The sequence below is a fragment of the Pedobacter sp. SYSU D00535 genome (assembly GCF_017355855.1).
Classification (GTDB): domain Bacteria; phylum Bacteroidota; class Bacteroidia; order Sphingobacteriales; family Sphingobacteriaceae; genus Desertivirga.
The window spans coordinates 154,780-178,593 of record NZ_JAFEWD010000012.1 but is presented as its reverse complement, the minus strand read 5'-3'; the positions used below and the strand labels follow the sequence as shown (position 1 = coordinate 178,593).

The 23,814-nt window shown below is 42.9% G+C and carries 25 protein-coding genes; 11 read left to right on the top strand and 14 right to left on the bottom strand.

Annotated elements, in window-relative coordinates; all coding sequences use genetic code 11:
• Positions 1-5: 5 nt before the first annotated feature.
• A complete protein-coding gene (locus tag J4N23_RS18585; protein WP_207429337.1) occupies positions 6-419 on the bottom strand; it encodes a 6-carboxytetrahydropterin synthase in 414 nt (137 codons plus the stop codon).
• 82 nt (positions 420-501) lie between these two features.
• Between J4N23_RS18585 and mqnB the strand changes: the two genes are divergently transcribed.
• From mqnB to rfaD, 3 genes are read left to right on the top strand one after another with little or no spacing between them, the layout of a single operon-like run.
• Positions 502-1,140, top strand: coding sequence for a futalosine hydrolase (mqnB, locus tag J4N23_RS18580; RefSeq protein ID WP_207429336.1), 639 nt, complete (start codon positions 502-504; stop codon positions 1,138-1,140).
• Positions 1,137-2,036 (top strand): menaquinone biosynthesis family protein, encoded by a 900-nt coding sequence (locus tag J4N23_RS18575; protein WP_207429335.1) that lies wholly within the window; start codon positions 1,137-1,139, stop codon positions 2,034-2,036. The genes mqnB and J4N23_RS18575 overlap by 4 nt, the downstream gene beginning before the upstream one ends.
• A gap of 25 nt (positions 2,037-2,061) precedes the next feature.
• A complete protein-coding gene (gene rfaD, locus J4N23_RS18570; RefSeq protein ID WP_207429334.1) occupies positions 2,062-3,027 on the top strand; it encodes an ADP-glyceromanno-heptose 6-epimerase in 966 nt (321 codons plus the stop codon).
• On the opposite strand, the gene J4N23_RS18565 is transcribed toward rfaD, so the two are convergent.
• The 6 genes from J4N23_RS18565 to J4N23_RS18540 form a co-directional block, all read right to left on the bottom strand.
• On the bottom strand, positions 3,022-4,248 hold the full coding sequence (locus J4N23_RS18565; protein ID WP_207429333.1) for an FtsX-like permease family protein: 1,227 nt from the start codon (positions 4,246-4,248) through the stop codon (positions 3,022-3,024). The genes rfaD and J4N23_RS18565 overlap by 6 nt on opposite strands.
• Positions 4,249-4,255: 7 nt before the next feature.
• The gene (locus tag J4N23_RS18560; RefSeq protein ID WP_207429332.1) at positions 4,256-4,897 is read right to left on the bottom strand and encodes an MBL fold metallo-hydrolase; all 642 of its coding nucleotides are present in this window, start codon (positions 4,895-4,897) and stop codon (positions 4,256-4,258) included.
• A gap of 112 nt (positions 4,898-5,009) precedes the next feature.
• Positions 5,010-5,588, bottom strand: a complete 579-nt coding sequence (gene gldD, locus J4N23_RS18555) for a gliding motility lipoprotein GldD (protein WP_207429331.1) — start codon at positions 5,586-5,588, stop codon at positions 5,010-5,012.
• On the bottom strand, positions 5,588-6,367 hold the full coding sequence (locus J4N23_RS18550) for a shikimate dehydrogenase (protein ID WP_207429330.1): 780 nt from the start codon (positions 6,365-6,367) through the stop codon (positions 5,588-5,590). Before J4N23_RS18550 ends, gldD begins: the two co-directional genes overlap by 1 nt.
• Positions 6,368-6,388: 21 nt before the next feature.
• Complete coding sequence (locus J4N23_RS18545; RefSeq protein ID WP_207429355.1) at positions 6,389-7,153, bottom strand: phosphosulfolactate synthase; 765 nt, start codon at positions 7,151-7,153, stop codon at positions 6,389-6,391.
• 80 nt (positions 7,154-7,233) lie between these two features.
• Positions 7,234-8,640, bottom strand: a complete 1,407-nt coding sequence (locus J4N23_RS18540) for a lipopolysaccharide assembly protein LapB (protein WP_207429329.1) — start codon at positions 8,638-8,640, stop codon at positions 7,234-7,236.
• A gap of 293 nt (positions 8,641-8,933) precedes the next feature.
• Between J4N23_RS18540 and J4N23_RS18535 the strand changes: the two genes are divergently transcribed.
• The 3 genes from J4N23_RS18535 to J4N23_RS18525 all read left to right on the top strand — a co-directional run bounded on the left by J4N23_RS18535 (position 8,934) and on the right by J4N23_RS18525 (position 10,832).
• Complete coding sequence (locus tag J4N23_RS18535) at positions 8,934-9,275, top strand: hypothetical protein (RefSeq protein ID WP_207429328.1); 342 nt, start codon at positions 8,934-8,936, stop codon at positions 9,273-9,275.
• Between the two features lie 64 nt (positions 9,276-9,339).
• The gene (locus J4N23_RS18530; RefSeq protein ID WP_207429327.1) at positions 9,340-10,065 is read left to right on the top strand and encodes a peptidylprolyl isomerase; all 726 of its coding nucleotides are present in this window, start codon (positions 9,340-9,342) and stop codon (positions 10,063-10,065) included.
• The gene (locus J4N23_RS18525; RefSeq protein ID WP_207429326.1) at positions 10,065-10,832 is read left to right on the top strand and encodes an exodeoxyribonuclease III; all 768 of its coding nucleotides are present in this window, start codon (positions 10,065-10,067) and stop codon (positions 10,830-10,832) included. Before J4N23_RS18530 ends, J4N23_RS18525 begins: the two co-directional genes overlap by 1 nt.
• A 14-nt stretch (positions 10,833-10,846) precedes the next feature.
• Here J4N23_RS18525 and J4N23_RS18520 read toward each other — a convergent pair whose 3' ends face one another.
• The 7 genes from J4N23_RS18520 to J4N23_RS18490 form a co-directional block, all read right to left on the bottom strand.
• Positions 10,847-11,422, bottom strand: coding sequence for a 5-formyltetrahydrofolate cyclo-ligase (locus tag J4N23_RS18520; protein WP_207429325.1), 576 nt, complete (start codon positions 11,420-11,422; stop codon positions 10,847-10,849).
• An 83-nt stretch (positions 11,423-11,505) separates the two neighbouring features.
• Positions 11,506-12,066, bottom strand: coding sequence for an elongation factor P (gene efp, locus J4N23_RS18515; protein WP_207429324.1), 561 nt, complete (start codon positions 12,064-12,066; stop codon positions 11,506-11,508).
• 91 nt (positions 12,067-12,157) lie between these two features.
• Positions 12,158-12,775 carry an ABC transporter ATP-binding protein gene (locus J4N23_RS18510; protein WP_207429323.1) on the bottom strand — a complete coding sequence of 206 codons (618 nt, stop codon included), beginning with the start codon at positions 12,773-12,775 and terminating at the stop codon, positions 12,158-12,160.
• Between the two features lie 16 nt (positions 12,776-12,791).
• On the bottom strand, positions 12,792-13,574 hold the full coding sequence (gene lpxA, locus J4N23_RS18505; protein WP_207429322.1) for an acyl-ACP--UDP-N-acetylglucosamine O-acyltransferase: 783 nt from the start codon (positions 13,572-13,574) through the stop codon (positions 12,792-12,794).
• A gap of 3 nt (positions 13,575-13,577) precedes the next feature.
• Positions 13,578-14,981: a bifunctional UDP-3-O-[3-hydroxymyristoyl] N-acetylglucosamine deacetylase/3-hydroxyacyl-ACP dehydratase gene (locus J4N23_RS18500; RefSeq protein ID WP_207429321.1), complete on the bottom strand. Its 1,404-nt coding sequence runs from the start codon at positions 14,979-14,981 to the stop codon at positions 13,578-13,580.
• A gap of 20 nt (positions 14,982-15,001) precedes the next feature.
• Complete coding sequence (gene lpxD / locus J4N23_RS18495; protein WP_207429320.1) at positions 15,002-16,036, bottom strand: UDP-3-O-(3-hydroxymyristoyl)glucosamine N-acyltransferase; 1,035 nt, start codon at positions 16,034-16,036, stop codon at positions 15,002-15,004.
• Between the two features lie 83 nt (positions 16,037-16,119).
• Positions 16,120-17,346, bottom strand: coding sequence for an HD domain-containing protein (locus J4N23_RS18490; protein ID WP_207429319.1), 1,227 nt, complete (start codon positions 17,344-17,346; stop codon positions 16,120-16,122).
• Positions 17,347-17,441: 95 nt separating this feature from the next.
• Between J4N23_RS18490 and J4N23_RS18485 the strand changes: the two genes are divergently transcribed.
• The 5 genes from J4N23_RS18485 (at position 17,442) to J4N23_RS18465 (ending at position 23,774) form a co-directional block, all read left to right on the top strand.
• Positions 17,442-18,995 (top strand): PglZ domain-containing protein, encoded by a 1,554-nt coding sequence (locus tag J4N23_RS18485; protein ID WP_207429318.1) that lies wholly within the window; start codon positions 17,442-17,444, stop codon positions 18,993-18,995.
• A 25-nt stretch (positions 18,996-19,020) separates the two neighbouring features.
• Positions 19,021-19,440, top strand: a complete 420-nt coding sequence (gene tsaE, locus J4N23_RS18480; RefSeq protein WP_207429317.1) for a tRNA (adenosine(37)-N6)-threonylcarbamoyltransferase complex ATPase subunit type 1 TsaE — start codon at positions 19,021-19,023, stop codon at positions 19,438-19,440.
• Between the two features lie 64 nt (positions 19,441-19,504).
• The gene (locus J4N23_RS18475) at positions 19,505-20,719 is read left to right on the top strand and encodes an alanine dehydrogenase (RefSeq protein ID WP_207429316.1); all 1,215 of its coding nucleotides are present in this window, start codon (positions 19,505-19,507) and stop codon (positions 20,717-20,719) included.
• 94 nt (positions 20,720-20,813) lie between these two features.
• Complete coding sequence (locus J4N23_RS18470; RefSeq protein WP_207429315.1) at positions 20,814-21,794, top strand: YihY/virulence factor BrkB family protein; 981 nt, start codon at positions 20,814-20,816, stop codon at positions 21,792-21,794.
• A gap of 291 nt (positions 21,795-22,085) precedes the next feature.
• Positions 22,086-23,774: a DUF885 family protein gene (locus J4N23_RS18465; protein WP_242689287.1), complete on the top strand. Its 1,689-nt coding sequence runs from the start codon at positions 22,086-22,088 to the stop codon at positions 23,772-23,774.
• Positions 23,775-23,814: the final 40 nt, after the last annotated feature.

The following is a 23,814-nucleotide window of genomic DNA, read 5'->3' as shown; positions in this document are numbered from 1 at the left end:
CTCGGCTACTCGCCATAGTATTCAACAAAATTATTTTCAGTTTCAACCAGTTTAATCTTATGAAGAGCCACATTAAACGGCACCAGCTGCGCTTTTAGCTGATTAAAGATCTCGATAGCGAGAACTTCTGTCGAGGCCATTTTGCCTTTCATAAAATCTACGTCCAGGTTGATATTCTTGTGGTCGAGTTTGTCAGTAATGTGCTCCCGGATGATATCTTTCAAAATTTTCAGGTCCATTACAAAACCTGTTTGCGGATCAACTTCTCCCTTTACTGTAACAAACAGTTCGTAATTATGGCCATGCCAATTAGGATTAGAGCACTTTCCAAAAACTTCCAGATTCTGCTCGTTGCTCCATTCCTCTTTGAACAATTTATGAGCGGCGTTAAATTGTTCTCTCCTGGTGATGTAAATCATTTCTTGTTAATAAAGTGCAAATATACTTATTTGTGTTACTTGAGATTATAAATTGGTTTTTAGCAATGCTTAACTTCGCCCAATGAATGTATTGCTGGTGGCAGCTACCCCTTTTGAAGTGCAACCTTTTCTTGATCACTACAAGATTAAAGAAGGAAGTGCTTATGTAAATCAGCTTAATGTAAGAGTTTTAATTACAGGAGTGGGGATGGTGGCAACTTCATTTGCGATGGGCCGACTGAATGAACCGGTTGATCTCGCCATTAATGCCGGTATTGCAGGGGCTTTTTCTACAGAACTGAAAATTGGGGAGGTGGTAGTGGTAGAAAAAGATACGTTTGCTGAGTTGGGAGCTGAAGACGGGGAAGATTTCCTGTCTCTTCCTGATCTTGGTTTCGGAGAGAATAGTTTTTGCTCGAAGACGCCCGGTTTCCTAAAGCCCATGTTAGGCGAGCTAAGAGGCGTGGATGCCCTTACTGTTAATACGGTTCACGGTCATGAGGCAAGCATAGAGAAAACACTGAACAGATACCATGCCTCCATCGAATCAATGGAAGGGGCAGCGTTCTTCTACGCCTGCCATCACCTAAATGTTCCCTCGCTCCAGCTGAGAGCAATTTCAAACAGGGTGGAGCGGCGGAACAGGGCTGCCTGGAACATTCCGTTGGCAATTCAAAGTTTAAATGGCACATTAATCAATTTGGTAAGCAACATATTATGAAACTGTCTCTTGGTTTTTCACCCTGTCCTAATGATACCTTCATTTTTGATGCACTGATTCATCATAAAATAGATACGGAGGGTTTGGAATTTGAGGTGTATTACGACGACGTGGAGACCTTGAATCAGAAGGCCTTCAGAAATGAGTTGGACATCACCAAGCTAAGCTTCCACGCTTTTGCTTATGCTGTCAATAACTACGTTCTGCTTGATGCGGGTAGCGCTTTAGGATTTGGAGTTGGGCCGCTATTGATTTCCCGAAAAGACATCAGTGGATTTGTGCCAGAAGATATAGGCGAGGTAAGAGAAACAGAATTGGGTACCTACCAAAAGGTAGATTTAGCCCCTATTCTTTCAGAGCTAAAAATCGGTATACCCGGCAAATTTACGACAGCTAATTTTCTATTGAGTCTCTTTCTGCCGAATGCAAAACATAAAGAAGAACGGCTTTTCTCTACCATTGAAGATGCAGTGATAAATCAGGAAATTGATCTGGGTCTCATCATTCATGAGAACCGCTTTACTTATCAGGAAAAAGGGTTGCGTAAAATTATTGACCTTGGAGAGTTTTGGGAACAGCTTACCGGTTGCCCTATTCCTCTCGGGGGAATCGTGATCAAGCGCTCATTAGCGAAGGACGTGCAGCTTAAGGTAAACCGCGTTCTCCGAAAAAGTGTGGAGTATGCCTTTGCCAATCCTAAGTCGGGCCTCGAATTTATTCGTTCTCATGCTCAGGCGATGGATGAAGAGGTGATGTATAAGCACATCGATCTCTATGTTAATAAATATTCAATAGATTTGGGCGCCGAAGGAAGGAAGGCTGTAGAGCTCCTTTTCCAGAAAGCACTGGAGAAGGGAGTTATACCCTCCTCTGATCAACATATTTTTCTTACATAATTTTCCCTTTGCGGGATAGAGAGCTATGATAATAATTACGGGTGCCGCAGGTTTTATCGGCAGTTGTTTGATTCAGAAGTTAAACGCCGAGGGTTACTACGACCTGGTGCTGGTAGACGACTTCTCGGATGAAGCCCAGAACAAGAACTTTGAAGGCAAAAGATATGCGCAATTAATCGAGCGTGACCAGTTTGTAGGATGGCTAAGGGAGAACCATCTGCACGTTCAGTTTATTTTCCACCTGGGAGCACGGACGGATACTACCGAGTTCGATTACGAATTGCTGAAAAAGTTGAATCTGGACTATTCTAAGGATGTTTGGAATACCTGCGTCGAATTTGGTCTGCCACTTGTTTATGCTTCTTCTGCCGCTACTTACGGGTTGGGTGAGGCAGGCTATGAAGATAATGAAGGACAATTGAATGCGCTAAAGCCCTTAAACCCTTACGGCGATTCTAAAAATGAATTCGATAAATGGGCCTTACAACAGGAGCGTCAGCCGTTCTTCTGGGCAGGACTAAAATTTTTCAATGTTTACGGTCCCAACGAGTACCATAAAGGCAGAATGGCTTCGGTCGTTTTCCATACGTACAACCAAATCATGAAGACGGGGGAGATGAAGCTTTTCCAATCTCACAATCCCAATTTTAAGGACGGTGAACAAATGCGCGACTTCGTTTATGTTAAAGATGTAACCGAAGTTCTTTATTTCCTGATGCATCACCGGAAGGATTCTGGTATTTATAATCTCGGTTCTGGTAAAGCCCGCACGTTTTTAGATTTAGCGACCAACACTTTTAAAGCCTTGGGAAAGGAGCCAAAAATCAGCTTTATCCCTACTCCTGAAGACATCCGGGATAAATACCAGTACTTTACAGAAGCCAAGATGGATAAGTTGAACGCCATCGGCTATCACAAACCCTTTCATACTTTAGAAGAGGGCGTGAGCGATTATGTAAAAAATTACCTATCGCAGGGCAAATACTTATAGGTCGGCCTTGATATCAGCGAGACTTTTAACACTAAGTCTTGATGAGATGGCAGAAGCAATACTTGAGATAAAGCTTACGGTAAGAAAGACGAGAAAAAAATCCGTCCACTTCATTGCTACCGGATAAGCATCGGTGATAAAGTTTTCTTCTGCCATCTTTATAAACCCAAATTCTTTCTGAGCGATGCAGAACAAGTAGCCTGCTGCAAGACCCGCTATACAGCCAATCAAAGCAATCATCATTCCCTCAATAAAGAATATCTTTCTGATGAGGCCAGTGTCTGCACCAACGCTGCTTAAAATAGCTATATCCTTCTTTTTGTCGATAACAAGCATGGTTAAGGAGCCGATAATATTAAATACCGCAATGATGAGCACAAAGGTAAGGATGAAAAAGATGGCCCATTTTTCTGAGTTCAGAATTTTATAGAGCAGTTCATTTTGTTGCACCCGGTTTTTGATGGTGAAACCAGCGCCGAGTGTCTGTTCCAGCTCCTCCTGAAAATCATCGACCGATTCTCCCTGTTTCAGGTAGATCTCCACGGCTGATACATTTCGTTCTTCCCCTAGCAGCTCTCTGGCAAAATTTATAGGTACGATAACAGACTCGTCGAACTGCTGCTGGATTTGAAAAACGCCAGCTGGATGAATTGCTTTAACCGTAAACTCTTCCGCCGGGTTAATGGCATTGCCCGCTCCCTTTTTCGGAGAATAGATTTCAAGGTCCCGAAAAGGGTCGCTTACGTTTACGGTAAGATAAAGGGATGCGGTAGAGCCAATAACAGCCATCGGAGTACCAGCGTCATTCAGGGTAAAGCTACCTTGCATAATGGTACTGTCGAGTTTCGGCCGCTTCAGAAAATCTTCGGAAACTCCTTTCAGCGTACCTATATATTGCGCATCGCCATAGCGAATCAGTGCTTTTTCCTGCAGTACCTCAGTGTAGTTCTGTACCCGTGCATCTTTTTTAAGCTGGATAAACCGGACGGCCCGCGCATCAAAGCTTTTTCCTTCAGTAGGTTCAATCCGTATTTCAGGAGTGAAGGTATTGTACATGGAAAGGATAACCCCTTCAAAGCCGTTAAAGACCGATAGGATGGTGATGAGCGCGGCACTTCCTACAAATACCCCAAGCATAGAAATACCGGAAATGAAATTGATTGCATTCACCGATTTCTTGGAGAAAAGATATCTCCTGGCTATGTAGAAGGAGGTGTTCAAGTCGGGTTTATCTGTTTAAAAATGGGTTGTACTGCTTCTCAAATCCGATAGTCGTTTCTCTGCCGTGACCAGGATAAACTTTAACGTCGTCCGGCAGGGAAAATAGCTTTTCGCGAATATTTTTTATCAGCTGGTTGAAATCACCACCAGGAAGATCTGTCCGACCGATGCTGCCATAAAACAAAACGTCTCCACCAATCAGAAATTTTGCAGCCGGGGCATAGAAACAAAGGTGAGCTGGGGAATGGCCGGGAGCAAAGATCAACTCTAGCTCACTTTCCCCAAAACGCACCGTTCCGCTCTCGGGCAGGAATTTTTCAGGAAGTGGTGATACCTCGTATTGAAAACCCTGAGCCGGTGCATAGGATGGGACCGCAGTAAGTAATGGGAGCTCGCCCTCATGAAATTGTGGGAGTAAGCCATAGTTGTCAAAAACAAACTTATTTCCTAACACGTGGTCAATATGGCAATGCGTGTTAAGCAGCAATACCGGTCTTAGTTTTTCTTCTGATATGAATCGGGTGAGCGCGTTTTGCTCTGCTGCTGTGTATATCCCAGGATCTATGATTACGCATTCTTTTGTCTCGTCATACAATAGATAGGTATTTTCCTGATAGGGGTTGCAAACAAAGGAATGTAGCTGAATCATATAGTCAAAAGTAATAACAAAGCGTTAACCTTCTACATTTATCTTTGTTTCCGACTTTCTTGAATGGTTGCTGAGATGTTATGTAGAGAGTTGATTTGATCTCAGTGGGAGGCTATTTCCACTCAAATGATTTGATCATCACGTCGATATCCTTTTTAACAAAATCCAGAACAGGCTGAATCGAATCAAGCCGCGGCGCTTCGTCAAAGTACAACGCTCCTCTAACATAATGCCGGCTGCTGTCGGTAAGGAAAAACTGAACGGACGATGCGGTATTTCCGGCTATGGTATAATAAATTCCATAAACGTCCTTTTCCGGATATGTGATTAGTCCCTCATCAATCCCGGTGGCTTTCACAGTATGTTTGAAAGCAAAGGTCCTGGCATCTTCCACCAGTTGATTGAAAACTTTTTGAGAGGTAATAGGCTGATAGCTCAGGTGAATTTTCCCATTAAACTGAGGATAATTCAGGTCGAGCCAGCAAGGTTTAGCATCCTTAGAGTTGTCGGGGGTAACAGTTGCGTAGATGGGGTATTTAAACGTGAATGGGCAGATGCTGTCGAATTGCTGATACTCTTTTTCAGGAAAGGTAATACGGAAGTAACCGCGTGGCTTAGGGGAATAGTCGCCTCCGCAAGCAGCAAGAAGAAAAAGTGTAATAACTACTGATATGTACGCTATGTACTTCATCAACTTTTCCAGATCTCCCAAGCCTTTTCGGCCTGGAGGTGCAACATTTCTTCTCCATTTTTTACTGTTGCCCCTTGTTCCTTACCCCGTCTCAAAAATTCTGTTTCAGCAGGATTATATACCAGATCAAATAAAAGATGTTTACTGTTTAAATGCTCATACGGTATTGCAGGGTAAGTTTCAACGTTTGGCGCCATACCTAATGGAGTTGTATTTATTATGAGCAAATACTCTTCCATAATGCTCTTAGTAAGGTCCTCGTACCTGATTTGCTTCCTGGCCTTCTTTCTTGAAACAACTTTATAGTCGATATCCAGCTTTGAAAGGACATACGTGACAGCTCTGGCACCACCTCCGCTTCCTAGCACAAGTGCTTTGGTGTGATGCCGTTTCAGTAGTGGTTTCAACGAGTTCTCAAATCCATGGGCATCCGTATTGTAGCCTTCCAGCCTCACCTTCATAGAGGAAAGCTCGCCTGTAAAAAATGATTCAACAGGATGCTGCTTGATAATTTTGATACAGTTTACAGCATCGATAGCTTTTGCTGCAGGATCAATTTTATCGAGATAGAACATTACTCCTATTTTATGAGGAATAGTTACGTTGAGCCCGCAGAGCTCGGGCTCAGAGTTAATAAGATCTTCGAAAGCGCTAAGGTGTTCTATGGGATACAACTCATATGAGTGATCTTTCAGACCCTCTCTTTCGAATTTTTCGGTGAAATATTTTTTTGAGAATGAATGCCCCAGAGGAAAACCAATCAACCCGAACTTCTTCATTTTAGTTAAAGCTTTGTCAGGTTAAACTGTTTTTAAAAAATGATTGAAAGTATCCCCGCGAAGTCCAAGGCGAATAGTTTCTAATGGAATGACCTCTGCTGGTGCAATGTTTCCAAGGTTCACATTCGATCCAATAAGTTTGATAAACCAAACTTGCTGATCTTTTTGAGGAGCCTCCCAGATGATCGTTCCTTCTGGAATCTGCGTTAGAATTTCATCGACCAAACCTTCCCGAACCTCTCCTGAATCGCGGTAAATCCCCACATTACCTCCTTCACGCGACTCAGCGATCAATTTCCAGGATCCTGCTTCCAGCTCTGCATGCATCATCTTAATCCATTTATATGGAGCGAATATTTTCTGTGCATCCTTTGAACCAACCTCAGAAATTACCGTCACTTGAGTACTGAGCTTTCTAATGAACTCACACTTCTCGTCATGTTGAATATCAATAGATCCGTCTGAAACCTCTGCGAATTGCATTCCGTATTTGTCGAGCACCCGGCGGTAATCTTCAAACTGATTTCTGATTACAAAAGCTTCAAACAAGGTCCCGCCAAAGTAAACAGGGATACCCGCGCTTTTATATACATCTAATTTCTGCTGGAGATTAGGGGTCACGAAAGAAGTTGTCCATCCTAGCTTGACGATGTCCACATGAGGGCCAGCTACTTCAATGAAGTTTTCAATTTCCCTCACGCTCAGGCCTTTGTCCATTACCATGGTTATCCCTTTATCCCGTGGCTTTTGGGTGCGTTCAGGAATCTGATTCAAACTGAAATTAATCATACGGCTGCAAATCTCACAAAAAAAATCCAATACTTATGTGATAAAAGTATTGGATTTCTTAAATTTTAAAAGAATGATTATCTCAGCAGGTACTTGTTGATGATCTCGATTATTACCTTGTTGCTTTGCAACTGTGGTAAATACTCGAATAAAATTTCGTGCTTTTCAGGATCAATCTTCAAGGCTATTTCAAGACAGTTTAGCGCCTCGTTGTACTGACCTTCAGCAAACAGGTAAGCCACCATCCGATAATAAAGCTCCGCTGCGTCTGGATTATTTTTGATTGCGAGCGCAATAGTTTCTATAGCTTGCAACAGCTTGTTTTGCTCGTACAGGATAGAAGAAAAGTCGAGCCAAGCCTCTACATCAACCGGATTTAGCTCAATCACTTTCTCATACGCTTTTTCAGATTCTTCTAAACGTCCCAGTTTGTATTGCGCATCCGCTATCGCAAACCAGTAATCAGGATTCTTGTCGTCAATAGCCAGCGCCTTTTTATAAAAGTGCAATGACTCAAAGTGCCGGTCCTCAAAATCCAGTGTTACCCCGATTCCAAACCAAGCGTCGGCGAGCTTCGTATCCATTTTTACCGCCTTCTTGTAGTAGGCCCTGGCCTCTTCCATCTGCTCCAGCTTTTCATAACATTCCCCTATCGCGCAATAAGTATCGGCGTTGGGTGGCTCGTACTCGAAGGTTTGCTTGTACACATCTATAGCATCGGTAAAGCGATCAAGGTGTACCAGTGAATTGCCCTTATTAAAATAGGCAGATGCGAAGTTTTCCTTGATGAGTATGGCATAGTCATAGGCGTCGATGGCCATTTCATATAAGGCCATTTTGTGGTAAGCGTTCCCCAGATTATACCAGGCAGCGTAGGAGTAGGGCTCCGTATCAATGTACTGTTTGTAGAACTGAATGCTTTCTTCCTGTTTGTCGAGCACGTCATAGCAAAATGCGAGCTCATACAGAGCATCCTGATTCTCCATGTTTTGCTTCAAACACTCTTTCAAGCTATGGATGGCACTTTCGTAATCACCCATGTTTTGATAAACCATGGCGATATGGAGATGGATGTCGTCTGTATTTTCAGCGAGGGTAAGCGCCCGTTTATAATTATCAAGTGCCTCATCATGCCGCTCCAAAACCTGGTAAATATTGCCCCTTATTAAGAAGATATCGGCTTCCGATGGCTCAAGAAGCTCTGCTTTATCCAGTGCTTCAAAACCACTATCAATCTGACCTGTAGCTACAAATAGTTGTGCCTGCTTAATAAAGAATACCGCAGCAAATGGATGCTGATTTACAGCGTATTCCACTACCTGAAGTGCTTTAATCGGGTCATTCTTTTCAATATAATAGTCTATGATGTTTTCAAATGCTTGTGCGTCAAAAAAATATTGATCCTGATTTCGGATCATTTCCTCGTATCGTTCTACTGAAAATTTTGGGTCTTCAGAGAATTCAAATTCAAAGTCTTCTTCCATGTATGCGAGATTTAAGAACGATTCCTGTAGGACAGGTATTAATAGAACCAGAAAAATGTATGCCAGTTTTTAACTACTATTAAATTACTTTAAAAACGAATACCGCTATTTAATTATTTTTCAACATCACACCTGTGCTATGAATAATGGCTTGAAAAATAAATGAGTAATAACAATGTGTGTTAATAAGTAACGAGCCTGTGCCTGAAATTGCAGGTCGAACAGTTTTGAATATACAAATATTATGACATAAACGAGGAATATGACAGAATAGCATTAGTTATCTTTGTTTCATGACACCTGCTGAGATTAATCAAAATTGGAAGAAACTCCAGGCGAGGATTGCACATGATTTTGGGATGGATGAGCCTGATATGAAGGTGATGCTGTTCCTTATAGGAGTTCAGGAGTTAGGGAAGGGGCCTCGAAAGTTTTCAAAGAGACAGAAAGAAGAGTTAATGCATATAGCAAATTGCCGTCTCTTCAGTGAGATGGGATTCTATGAGCTGGAAGGGCTTGATCAGGACGGATGGCCACACTGGCGGCTGGTAAAGCCGATTCCTAACTATACTTTGCTGGAACAAGAGCTGATCATGAAGTCGCTGATTGTTAATTATTTTCAAGAAAACGCATAGTCAAAAAAGGGATATTAAACCTTAAAATACTTTCTTGATCTTACAAAAAAGGGGTAAAGCATCAATGAAACACTTTCTTATAGTATTTTTTAGCTTCGCTGTGGCTACTGCATATGCTGCGAAGCCTTCTCATACCTACGTTCGGATAAAAACTTCCAAAGGGGAGAGTATTGTCAAATTATACAACGAAACACCGAAGCATCGGGACAATTTTGTGAAGTTAGTAAAAAGCGGCTTTTACGATAAAACCTTGTTTCATAGGGTAATCAATAAATTTATGATACAAGGGGGGGATGGCACTTCAAAAAATGCTACTTCCGGTCAGGTACTAGGTGAGGGAGATTTAGGCTACAAGGTACCGGCGGAGTTTAATCCTACGCTGTATCATAAACGTGGAGTGATTGCTGCGGCAAGAGATGAAAATCCTGAAAAGAACTCCAACGCTTCCCAGTTTTATCTTGTTCAGGGTAGAACTTATTCGGATGAGGAATTGGATCGGATTGAACAGTCACGACTGAAAGGCCGAAAGATCCCTGCTGAGCAACGGCAGGTTTACAAAACTGTGGGTGGAACCCCTTTTCTTGATCAGAATTATACTGTGTTTGGCGAGATAGTGAAGGGAATTGAAATGGTGGACGCAATCGCAGATATGAAGACAGATGGCAATGATCGTCCGCTGGAGGATGTGCGCATGGAACTATCGGTCCTTAAAAAGCGGGATGTTAAAAAGCTGGAGAAGGAATTGATCAAACAAGCTTTCCGTCAAAACTTAATAATGAATGCCCGTTAATGAAAATTATCACGTACAATGTAAACGGCATTCGCTCTGCTATTACTAAAAATTGGCTATCCTGGTTGCAAGCCGCAAATCCCGATGTTATTTGTCTTCAGGAGATAAAAGCGTCCCCCGATCAAATTCCGGATCTACTCTTGCTGGAACAACTTGGGTATGAGCATTACTGGTATCCTGCACAGAAAAAGGGATACAGCGGTACAGCTATTTTCACCCGGGTAACTCCCAAAAAAGTTGAATACGGTTGCGGCCACTGCGACTATGATTTCGAGGGCCGGATGATCCGAGCCGATTTCGAGGATTTTTCAGTAATGAGCACGTATTTCCCATCCGGATCGAGTGGAGATGTCCGGCAAGATTTCAAGTATCGCTTCCTAGACGATTTTCAGGAGTATATCGGGAAGTTGAAAGTTGAACATCCAAAATTGGTCATCTCTGGTGACTATAACATCTGTCATAGGCCCATTGATATTCATAATCCTAAATCCAACGCCAATTCTTCCGGCTTTCTCCCCGTTGAGCGCGAGTGGATGGAGAACTTTATTAATAGCGGCTTTATCGACTCGTTCAGGTATTTTAACGAGGATCCTCATCACTATACCTGGTGGAGTTTTAGAGCAGGGGCCAGGAAGAAGAATCTGGGATGGCGAATCGATTATAATATGGTTTCGCAGGAGTTGGAGCCTCATCTGAAGCGGGCCTCCATTTTGTGTGAAGCGGTACATTCTGATCACTGTCCTGTGCTTCTGGAATTAGATATTTAGGATCGGGTTTCCCGCTATTTTTTAAAATGCCATATTTTTTCGGGGGTAAGGCATAAGTCCAGGGGTATATCGTGTTCATTTGTCTCAAAACTTTCATCAACGGGAGCAAAAAAAGAAATACCGACCTTAAGACAGGCAGGTTTGCAGTCAGCCAGAAACCGGTCGTAAAACCCTTTGCCATAGCCAATTCTATTGCCATCCAGGTCATAGGCTAATAGTGGGATGAGTACCATGTCGATTTCGGTTGCAGCAACAGTTTCACCGTCCGTAGGTTCCGTAATTCCCCATTGGTTCATGGCGAGAGGTGTTTCTCTTTCCCATATTATATGCTGTAGCGTGTGGTTTTGCAGGTCGCTTTTCGACAGGACAAGCATGATTTCGGGGTGAGCCTGACGAAGCCATTCCGTCAGAATCTGTGTATTAAATTCAAACTTCCCAGCAATTGGATAATAGGTATGTAATAGTTTGACGCTTTGAAAGTCCAGCGATTGAAACTGCTTCAAAATAGCAGTAGAAAGCTGATCAACTTCCTGAGGTGTAAGGGATTTTCGTTTCTCCAGATATAGCTTTCTTAATAGTTGTTTCTCCACTGCTTAAAAATAAAAAAACGGCCCGAATGTTCTTCGCGGCCGTTCAATCAACCTAAACTTTAATCTTTATACTGGAAATACTACTATTTTACACGCTCGATGTAGTCACCGGTACGAGTGTCTATCCTTACTTTATCTCCTTGATTAATAAATAAAGGAACTCGAATTTCTACACCCGTTTCAACAGTTGCATATTTTGTAGCGTTAGTGGAAGTGTCGCCCTTTACCGCTGGCTCAGTGTACGTTATTTCCAATTCAACACTCGTAGGCGCCTGTGCCATTATTGGTTCTTCACTTTCAAACGCAATAACCACATTCATTCCTTCTTTGATAAACTTTGCAGCATCTCCGAAAAGGATTTTGGGGATATTGAACTGCTCGTAAGTCGTGTTATCCATCACTACGAAGAAGTCGCCATCTTCGTAAAGGTATTGATAGTCGTTTGTTTCAACCCGGCAAATTTCCACCTCTTCGTCAGTACGAAAACGGTATTCTACCAATTTGCCAGTTTTAACGTTCCGCATTCTTGCCTGGTAAAAAGCACGAAGGTTACCGGGAGTACGGTGAATAAATTCTTCAACTGCTACCAATTCGCCGTTAAAACGAAGTATATTACCGTTTTTAATATCAGAAGCTTTAGCCATAAATTACTTAGGTTTTGAGGCGCAAAGATAAAAATTTTGGTCGCTAAAAGGAAAGACTATTAGGGCTTTTGTTTCCCGCGGGTAAAAGACCTTACTTATAATCAAGGATGTTCAGTTGGGCTTGGCAAAAGTCGTATTCGTGTTCCTGATTCGAGCAGATAATAACCAGACGCCTTTCGCTAAAAGTCTCGATGCAGCTTCTGTACCATGCAATTCCCTGGCTATCGAGATTTGCTGTAGGCTCATCAAGCAGTAGAACGGAGGTATCTGAACAAAATGCGAGGGCAAGCTTTGTTCGTTGCTTCATGCCCGATGAAAAATATTTTAGCGGTTTATGACGAGAAGAGCCGAGGCCTAATAACTTGATGACCGCGGGAGTATCGAAATGTGCATAAAACCGCTTGAATTTGAAATGGAAGTTGATCAGTTCTGTAAGGGTAAACTCTTCAACAAGGTCCAAATAGGGGGCTGCAATACTAAGATTAGGGAAAACGTAGTCGGGGTCCAGCTTCTTCGAATCCTGAAGGTAGGTAATTCTTCCTTCAGACGGTGTCAGGCTTCCCGCAATGATCTGTAGTAATGTAGACTTGCCCGAACCATTCCTGCCCAAAATTGCATAACTTTCCCCCGTTTCGAACGTGTAGTTCAGATTTTTGAAAATCCATTCACGATTGAACCGCCGGCCGATATTTTCCAGTAAAATCTTCATATCAACCGGCAGTCTTCTAAGCCCCTGAAAAGCCTTTCATGATACCACGGTTAGAATTGCGGATGAAGTCTAAGATCTCATCACGTATCTCCGTGGGCTGATGTTCAGCCTCAATAAGATCGAGAGCTGTACTGATATTATACTTCTTGACAAATAGGGTCCTGTAGATATCCTGAATTTCGTTAATGGCTTCCGAACTAAAACCGCGACGCCGAAGTCCCACAGAATTGATACCGACATAAGAAAGAGGTTCCCGGGCTGCCTTAACATACGGAGGTACGTCTTTCCGCACCAACGAACCGCCTGTTACAAAGGCGTGCGAGCCAATTTTGCAGAACTGATGGATTGCCACCATTCCTGCGAGTACGACATTATCACCGACAGTAACGTGACCTGCAATAGTAGTGTTATTTGAAAAGATGCAGTTGTCTCCGACTTCGCAGTCGTGCGCAACGTGGCAATAGGCCATAATGAGGCAGTTCTTCCCAATTACGGTTTTCCAGCGGTCTTTGGTGCCGCGGTTAATAGTAACGCATTCGCGAATGGTGGTGTTGTCACCTATTTCGACGGTGGTCTCCTCGCCTGCAAATTTCAAATCTTGTGGAGCAGCAGAAATAACAGCTCCCGGAAATATCCGGCAATTTTTTCCGATGCGGGCACCATCCATAATGGTAACGTTAGGGCCAATCCAGGTTCCTTCGCCAATCTCCACATTCTTGTGGATAGTAACAAAGGGTTCAATTACAACGTTATCTGCAATTTTTGCCTGCGGATGGATATATGCTAAGGGTTGGATCATTCTTTAACCTTCTTTAACTTTTACTATTTGGGCCATAAGTTCAGCCTCTACGACTATTTTCTCACCAACCATGCCTATACCTTTCATCTGGGCAATTCCACGTCTGATAGGTGCAATAAGATCACAACGGAAGATAAGTGTGTCTCCGGGGATCACTTTATCTTTGAAACGCGCATTTTCGATCTTTAGGAACAGGGTAAGCCAGTTTTCAGGGTCTGGCACAGTGTTCAGAACCAGAATTCCTCCTGTTTGGGCCATCGCTTCGATTTGCAGAACTCCTGGAAAGATAGGCTGACCGGGGAAATGGCCTTTGAAGAACTCTTCATTCATTGTTACATTTTTTACCCCTACAACGTGACTTTTAGTAAGCTCTAATATCTTGTCAACCAGCAAAAATGGTTGCCTGTGTGGCAGGATGTTCATAATCTGAACGGTGTCGTATACCGGCGGCACGTTCGGATCATACACCTTCACAGTTTTTTTGCTGCGTTCCTTTTTAATCTGCGCCTTGATTTTTTTAGCAAAAGCGACGTTTGCGGCGTGGCCGGGTCTGGCAGCCATTATGTGGCCTCTCAGTGGAACTCCTACAAGGGCAAGATCACCAATCATATCGAGCAGCTTATGACGGGCAGGCTCATTTTGGTGTCTTAACTCTATATTATTTAGAATGCCTTCGCGAGCAACATCAATATCTTCCCGATTAAACAGTTTTGCCAGGTGCTTTAACTCATCCTTGCTTACTTCCTTGTCCACAACCACAATAGCGTTGTTCAAATCTCCGCCCTTAATCAGGTTATGCTCCAAAAGCATTTCCAGTTCATGCAGAAAGCAGAAAGTTCTGCTAGACGCAATTTCTTTTTTAAAATCGGTGATGGTGGTGATCGCAGCATGTTGACTTCCCAGTACGACTGAGTTGTAATCAATCATACAGGTGAATCGGTAATCGCCGTCTAAAGGCATCGCTACCATCTCCACTTTTCTTTCCTCTTCAGAATAATGGATATTGTAGGGGATGTGGTAGTATTCTCTTTCGGCGTTCTGATCTACAAAACCTGCTTTCTCAAGGGCATCAATAAAAAGCATCGAGCTTCCATCCATGATAGGAGTTTCAGGTCCATCAAGTTCAATCAGGACATTGTCGATCTCCAGTCCCACCAAGGAAGCCAAAACGTGTTCAACCGTGCTGACACTGGCGCCATTCTGTGAAATGGTGGTTCCGCGGGATGTATCAGTAACATTGTCAACATCAGCGTCAACTATGGGCTGTCCCTCAATGTCTATTCTTTTAAACTTGTACCCGTGATTTTCAGGGGCAGGTTTAAAAGTCATATTTACGGGTTGCCCCGTATGTAAGCCAGAGCCAGAGACAGTAACTTCTGTTTTTATAGTGCGCTGTTTAACATTCATACTTTGATATATCCGCTTTTTTATTTTAATTTCTCGTTGATTATACGTTCAAGCTGCTCAATTTTCTTCTCTAGATCGGGAAGTCGGTTGATTACTACCTGAGCTCGCATGTTCTGGGAGTAAGGAACAGCCGGAGCACCAGCCCATTTTTTTCCTTCTTCTTCTATTGAGCGATTGATCCCTGATTTCGCCTGAATTTGTGTCCCTTTTGCCAGGGTGATGTGACCCACGATCCCCACCTGACCTCCAATGACGCTTTGTTCGCCAATTTTGGTGCTTCCTGAAATTCCTGTTTGCGAAGCAATAACCGTGTTTTTCCCTACTTCTACGTTGTGAGCAAGTTGAATAAGGTTATCTAGTTTTACCCCTTTTCGGATAATCGTCGAGCCCATCGTAGCGCGGTCGATTGATGTGTTTGAACCAATCTCGACATCATCCTCTATAACAACATTTCCAATCTGGCTTACTTTGCTATAGCTGCCGTCTTGCTGAGGAGCAAAGCCGAAACCATCACTGCCAATTACGCTGCTTGCGTGGATAATTACCCGGTTCGCTATTTTACAATCTGCATAAACTTTCACTCCCGCAAACAAGGTACAGTATTCACCTACTGCCGTGTTATCTCCAAGATAGACCTGAGGATAAATTTTACTATTGTCTCCTACTACAGCATTGGCCCCGATGTAAGCAAAGGCCCCGATATAAACATCCTTCCCGATTTTTGCAGTGGGATGAATAAAAACAGGATCTTCAATGCCAACTTTATTGTTCTTTATGGTGTTATACTTCTCCAGTAGGATTGAAAAGGCGCTATAAGCATCTTTTACCCGAATTAAAGTGGCTTGCACAGGAGAGGATGGCACAAACGATTCGGAAACAATTACTACTGAAGCTTTGGTTTCGTACAGATAAGGTTCGTATTTAGGATTGGCAAGAAAAGAGAGGTCTCCTTCTACGGCCTCCTCTATTTTACCCAAATTGTTTACTGTAACGTACGGATTGCCATCCACACTCCCATTAAGTAAAACTCCGATTTGCTCAGCAGTAAATTGCATCGGGCAAAGTTATATGTTATTAGTTTATGAACAAATTTTAAGGGCTGCACTTGAAAATTGTTTCGAGCTACATTTTAGAACGGTCATTTTAGGTCTTTCGAGTAGCACAAAATGTGTTTTCTAACTGTTTTTGAAAGGGCCAGCAAGTTTGAGTTATCCGACTCTTCAGTAATCTCTTTTATCGACTTATCTTTCATCAACAAATTAATATTTCCATCGCCAACATGATAAACATTGTTTTTGATGCTATTGGTGAAGACGAAGTAGCTGGCGTCCTTCTCTGTTATTCCGTACTTCGCTATAGCACGCAACTTCAGCAATTCCACTTGTTCGCGAGCCGGCTGCCGATTAGTTACTTCTACATGATAAAGGTTTCTGTTTACTAAATTGTGGCAAAGTGTTGACAGAATGAGATCCGTATGGCTGGTCCAAACTTTTACAGAGGTATAAATATCGTAATCGTCTAGAGCTGCAAAGCGCTGCAGATGGATTCCATCTTGTTCAAAATCCTCTTTGCTTACTTTGCGATTTAGGAAATGGGCAAAGTTTGGAGTGGCAAAGAGCTCTTCACCTCTCAAAGCGAGCTGTTTGGCCCGATCCAATATCTTCACCAGTAGCTGCTCACCGGCAATCACGGTTTTATGTAGGTACACCTGCCAATACATCAGCCTTCGCGCAATTAAGAATTTTTCAATCGAATAAATTCCCTTCTCTTCTATTACGATTTGCCCTTCGGCGACATCCAGCATTTTTATGATACGATCAAAGCCGATGATCCCTTCAGATACGCCGGTAAAGAAGCTGTCGCGGTTGAGATAATCCATTCGGTCAAGGTCAAGCTGCCCTGACACCAGTTGATATAGGAATGATTTAGCGTATCGGTTATTAAATATCTCTATCGCCAGACTTAGTTTTCCGTCAAATTCCTTATTCAGCTTATCCATAAGCAGGGTTGAGATGTGCTCATGGGATATTCCTTCGACAATCGTATGTTCCAGGGCATGAGAAAAAGGACCGTGTCCAATATCATGCAGCAGGATCGCGATAGTAGCAGCTTCCTCTTCCTCAGTAGTAATAGTATGCCCCTTGCTTCGGAGTGTTTCTATAGCCAGACCAATCAGATGCATTGCTCCTAACGCGTGGTGGAATCGGGTATGAATAGCGCCAGGATATACGAGATGGGTCATGCCCAATTGCTTTATATTTCGTAGTCGCTGAAAATAAGGATGCTCAATCAGATCAAAGACTAAGTCGGACTGTATGGTGATAAATCCGTAAACCGGATCGTTAATGATTTTTTTCTTATTCAAGATATGGTCTCCGGTGCAAAAATTGTTAATTTTTACGATACAAAAAACAAGTTCAAGTGTTATAACTTGGCTGAGAAAAATTTATAGCAATAATTATGCAAGATACAACGATCCTATGGGCGGACGACGAAATAGATCTACTTAGACCTCATATTATGTTACTAAATGAGAAAGGTTATGAAGTAAAAACAGTAACAAACGGAAATGATGCGCTGGAGGAGTTTAAAAAAGGACATTATAATTTGGTCTTTTTGGATGAAAATATGCCAGGCCTTACTGGTTTGGAAACCCTAGCGGAAATAAAGAATATAAATCCCGATGTTCCTATTGTGCTGATCACTAAAAATGAAGAGGAACATTTGATGGAGGATGCTATCGGCTCTAAGATCGATGATTACCTGATTAAGCCGGTGAACCCTAAACAAGTCCTCCTTACCATTAAGAAGTTTACCGAGAACAAGCGATTAATCAGTGAAAAAACCTCGATGGCTTATCAGCAAGACTTCCGGAATCTGGGGATGACCCTGAATGACCACCTGAGTTTTGCTGAATGGGTGGACGTTTACAAGAAGTTAGTTTTCTGGGAGTTATCCCTGGAGAAGCTTGAAGACGAGGGGATGCACGAGATTTTGACAATGCAGAAGGCCGAGGCGAACGTTCAGTTCTCTAAGTTCATAGAAAAGAACTATTTGGGCTGGCTGAAAACTCCGGAGGAGGGGCCGGTAATGTCGCATCAAATCCTAAAGAAGAAACTTTTTCCAAGTTTGGAAAGTAACAAGCCTACCTTTTTTATTTTGATTGATAACTTAAGGTATGACCAGTGGAAAGTAATGAATTCAATCATCTCGGAATACTTCAGAGTAGATGAGGAGGATACTTACTATAGCATTCTTCCCACTGCAACTCAATATGCTCGAAATGCGCTTTTCGCGGGATTAATGCCTTTAGATATGGAGAAGCGTTTCCCCACTATGTGGCAGAATGATGAAGACGAAGGAGGGAAAAACCTTTTTGAGGAACAGTTTTTGGGAGATCATATTCAGCGCGTGTTACGACGAGACGTTAAGCACTCGTATACCAAAGTGCTAACCTTTGAGCAGGGCAAGGAAGTTGTAGAGAATTTGAATAACCTGATGAGCAATGAGCTGAACGTTATCGTTTATAATTTTGTAGATATGCTATCCCATGCCAGAACTGACATGGCAATGATTCGTGAGCTTGCTAACGATGAAGCCGCCTATCGCTCCTTGACGCTCTCTTGGTTTGAACATTCACCTTTGCTGGATGCCCTGAAGAAACTTGCTCAAAAGAATATCAAACTGGTAATTACCACCGATCATGGCACGATTAAAGTAAAACACGCCAGCAAAGTAATAGGCGATAGAAATACGAATACGAACTTACGGTATAAACAAGGGAAGAACCTCAATTTCGCCGCTAAAGAGGTTTTTCATATTAAAAATCCCCATGAAGCCCTGCTCCCGAAACTGCATGTCAGTTCCAGTTTTATTTTTGCTAAAGAGGATATGTACTTTGTTTACCCCAACAATTATAACCAGTTCGTGAATTATTATAACGAGACATTTCAACATGGGGGGATTTCGCTGGAAGAAATGATTGTACCCTACGTTACATATACCCCAAGGTAAATTATTTTCCTTGCTATCTTTGGCTATGGAGTATTCAGTAAAATCTGTGGAGGAGCTGGAAGAAGTTGCAGCAAAAATTCTGGCACAAGCAGGAGATGAAAAGACTTTTTTATTTTATGGACCGATGGGCGCAGGCAAAACCACTTTTATAAAGAGCCTGTGCTCTGCTTTGGGGGTGGAAGACGCAGTTTCCAGTCCTACTTTCTCTATTGTGAACGAATACTCGTACCCCAAAGGCTTAATCTACCATTTCGACTTCTATCGTTTGAAAGCTGAATCCGAGGCGCTCGATTTGGGATTCGAAGACTACTTGTATTCTGGAGAATATTGCTTTATCGAGTGGCCGGAAAAAGTAAACAGTTTCCTGCCAGAAAGATATTTCCGAATAAGCATATCAGAAGCGGGCGAAAATGAAAGGGTGTTAAGCGCTGTATTGGTAGCTTGATGGTATTTAATCATGAGAATTGACTGCATTTTTGTAATTTTCATCCCAATTTTATCCTTGTTAAATGATAAGCGAACTTTCTGACATCGCCAAGCAAGCTCTCATGCAACCTCAGGAGGCAATGATTGAAGTGAAATCTCGCAAGAACAGCTTGCGTATAGGTATCCCTAAAGAAACGTCTTTTCAGGAAAACCGGATTGCCCTTACTCCTTTGTCTGTTGCGCTGCTGGTAAATAACGGGCATCAGGTTGTAATTGAAACGGGGGCGGGAAATGGAGCTAATTTCTCGGATAAAGATTATAGTGAACAAGGTGCACAGATCATATATGATAAAAAGGAAATCTTTAAATCGGATATAATCATCAAAATTGGTCCGCCGACGCAGGATGAGATTAATTTGATGAAGCCTTTTCAGGTGCTTTTCTCCACCCTTCAAATGGGTACGTTGAAAGCTGAAAGTCTGGAGGCGATGATGAAGAAAAAGATTACCGCTTTGTCCTACGAATACCTGCGAGACGAAGGAGGAGTATTGAGCGTAATCAGGTCGATGAGTGAAATTGTTGGGGCTACGTCCGTGCTGATTGCAGCTGAATATCTGAGTAATGTTTTTGACGGCAAAGGGCTGATGTTGGGTGGTATCACCGGTGTACCCCCTACCGAAATTGTGATACTCGGAGCTGGAACGGTAGCAGAATACGCTGCCCGGACGGCCATATCGTTAGGCGCTGAAGTGAAGGTTTTTGATAGCTCTATTTATCGCCTGCGGCGCTTACAGAACAATATAGGTAACCGCGTTTTTACTTCTGTGATCCAGCCAATTGTACTAAACAAAGCTATTACTACCTGCGATGTAGTAATAGGAGCCATCCGATCTCAACACGGCCGGAGTCCCTGCATTGTTAGTGAGGAAACAGTGAGCAAAATGAAGCCGAATTCAGTTATCATTGATGTCAGCATTGATCAGGGGGGCTGTTTTGAGACTTCTAGGATCACCAATCATACACACCCGGTTTTTCGAAAATACGACGTAATACACTACTGTGTACCCAACATTGCCTCCAGGGTGGCTAGGACCGCTACTTACGCATTGACAAATATTTTCACGCCCATTTTGATGGATATAGGAGAAATGGGGGGCATCATGAATGTGATTTGGGAAAGGCCGGGAGTTAGGAACGCCATCTACTTATATCACGGCCACCTTACTAATAAAGATCTGGCTGAGCGCTTCAATATCCCACCAAAGGACTTGGAATTGCTGATCGTATCTAACAGGTAAGGTAGCGTTATACAGCTCCCAACTTTCCCGGTTTAGTTAGCAGTCCATAAAACACTTTTAGCTGTTCTTGCATTAATTGGTTAAAACCTGATGAATGCAGATCAATAGAAGTTTCTTTAAAACGAGCTGGCAGATTCTAGTCGGGACTTACAACGGCTTCATGAATGATCGCGTTTTCAAATTAAGCGCCGCCTTATCGTACTACACTCTTTTCTCGATTGCTCCACTGCTCTTAATTATTATTTCGCTCGCCGGGAGGTTTTATGGTGAGGAGGCTTTGCAAGGAAAGCTGTTCGAAGAAATAAATGAGTTTATTGGCCGTGAAGCAGCACTACAAGTGCAGGAAATTATACAAAACGTAACTATCAAGGAAAATTCCGTTCTTGCGGTCACCACTGGTATAATTACTCTATTTATCGGCGCAACGGGGGTTTTTGTCGAGATTCAGGATTCTATCAATATGATCTGGCGGGTGAAAGCGAAGCCCGAGAAAGGTTGGCTCAAATTGCTTAAGAACCGGCTCCTGTCTTTTTCGATGATTGCTACTATGGGGTTCTTGCTGATCGTTTCGCTTATTATAAATGGTATTGTCACCGCCTTTAGTACCAAACTTCATCAGTATTTTCCAGAAGTTACTGTACTGCTGGTACAGATCTTTAATTCCGCGCTGACGTTTGCAATCATTACTATTTTACTAGGAATCGTATTCAAATTTTTGCCTGACGTGGAAATTAAGTGGAGAGATGTTCGGGCAGGAGCAATCTTCACTGCCTTGTTGTTTATGTTGGGTAGGTACTTGATCACTTTATATATTGAGAGAGTAGGACCCGGATCAACTTACGGGGCAGCTGGTTCGCTAATTGTGATACTGGTATGGGTTTATTATGCGGCAGCAATCCTCTACTTCGGGGCCGAATTTACGCAGGTGTACACAGAGAAACATGGGCGGACCATCAGGCCTGCTTCCTATGCAGTGCATGTTACCCAAATCGAAGAGGAACGAGAAGTAAAGGTGCTTCCAGATCAAAACAAGGAGAACGCCGGAGACGAGTCTCCTTCAACTCCAGCTAGCTAAACTGGTATCCAACTTCCATGGATATAATCAAAGGTGTAGGTGTGATTGTACCATAAGGTAGTATGATGGGATACAGCAAAAAAATGAGAAAACTCCTAATAAAATAAATACCATGGCAGTTGGTTTAGCCCGTTATTGCTTTTCTTATTACAACAAACTCCACTACAAATTGGTATTAAATAAATGTTTGAGATGAGATTTCGGCTAATAGCGCTTGTATTGTTAATTATTTGTTTTGCAGGCTGCAGGGACACCAACACCCAAAAAACAAGGGTTACAGATAAAATGGGAATGGACCAATTATTCGAGCAGTACTGGGAAGAACGAGCGAAGCTTTTCCCCCTAGACGCTACTCAGCAGGGCGACTATCGATACAATCACCTGTTGCGAAACGATCAAACCCAGAGCTTTCGAGATTCGTTAAAAACCTTTTATTCAACTTATTTATCCAAACTCCAATCGTATAAAAGGGACGAGCTTAGCGGCGATGACCGTACGAGCTACGATATCTTTAAATATGAGATGGAAATCCAGCTGGAAGGCCTTCGCCATAATCAGTGGATGATTCCTTTTCAACAATTCTGGGGGCTTCCTCTTACCATTGGACAACTAGGCTCAGGGGAAAGTTTTCAACCTTTTAAGACCGTGCGGGATTATAAGGCCTGGCTAAGTCGTGTTTCTGCTTTTTCTGCTTGGACGGATTCTGCAATAGTTAATTTCAAAAAGGGTATAGGTAACAAGGTTGTCTTACCTCGGCCACTTGTTGAGAAGATGATACCTCAAATGCGAGATATGGCAACGAGTGACCCGGAAAAAAGCTTGTTCTATGGACCAATCAAAAGGTTCCCCTCAGATTTTACTGAGCAAGACAAAAAGCAACTTGCTGAGGATTATCGCCAAGTGATCAGTACTTCTATAACACCCGCGTATAGCAAGCTTGCAGACTTTCTGGAGAAAGAGTATTTGCCTCGTGCGAGGCGTACCACAGGCATTTCTGCTATCCCAGGAGGAAAGGATACTTACGCTTATCTCGTAAAATACTGGACAACTACAGATAAAACTCCCGATGAGATTTACAAAACCGGGCTCGAGGAAGTAAAACGTATCAAGTGGGAAATGGAGAAGGTGAAAAGCGAGGTGAACTTTATAGGGGATTTGAAGCAGTTTTTCGAATACATGAAAACCGATGAGCGATTTAGTCCTTTCAAACAGCCTCAAGATGTAATAAATGCCTTCAAGGGGATTCACGAAAAAATGGAACCAAAGCTAAATACCATGTTCGGCCGCCGCCCTAAAACGCCTTTCGAAATACGACAGACGGAGGCCTTTAGAGCAGCTTCAGCGAGTGCGGAATATGTTCCTGGTACTCCAGATGGGAGCCGGCCCGGCATCTTTTATGTGCCTATTTTAAATGCCGAAGACTTTAATATTACCTCAGGGATGGAGTCCTTATTCCTTCACGAAGGAATCCCCGGACACCACTATCAAATTTCATTACAGCAGGAAAATGAGGGGCTTCCTAAGTTCCGGCGTTTTGCCTGGTACGGCGCTATGGGCGAGGGTTGGGCGTTGTATACGGAATCTTTAGGTAAGGAGCTGGGCCTCTACACAGACCCTTTCCAGTATATGGGAGCGTTAGGAGATGAAATGCACCGGGCTGTGCGATTAGTAGTAGATGTTGGTATGCATATGAAAGGGATGTCAAGGCGCGAAGCCATCGATTATATGATGAGTAATCAGGCTATTAGCAGCGAGGCTGCCGAGGCGGAAATCGAGCGTTACATGGCGATACCGGGGCAGGCGCTATCTTACAAAATTGGTTCTTTAAAAATTAGGGAATTGCGCAGCAGGTACCAGACTGCGCTCGGACGGAAATTCGACCTTGCCAAATTCCATGATGAACTGTTAAAAGACGGCGTGATGCCGCTTAACGTACTGGAAGATAAAATGGGAGCGTGGGCTGCTAAGCAGCGGAAGTAAGGGCAAAAAAAAGAGCCAGAAGGGTCTGGCTCTTTAGTTT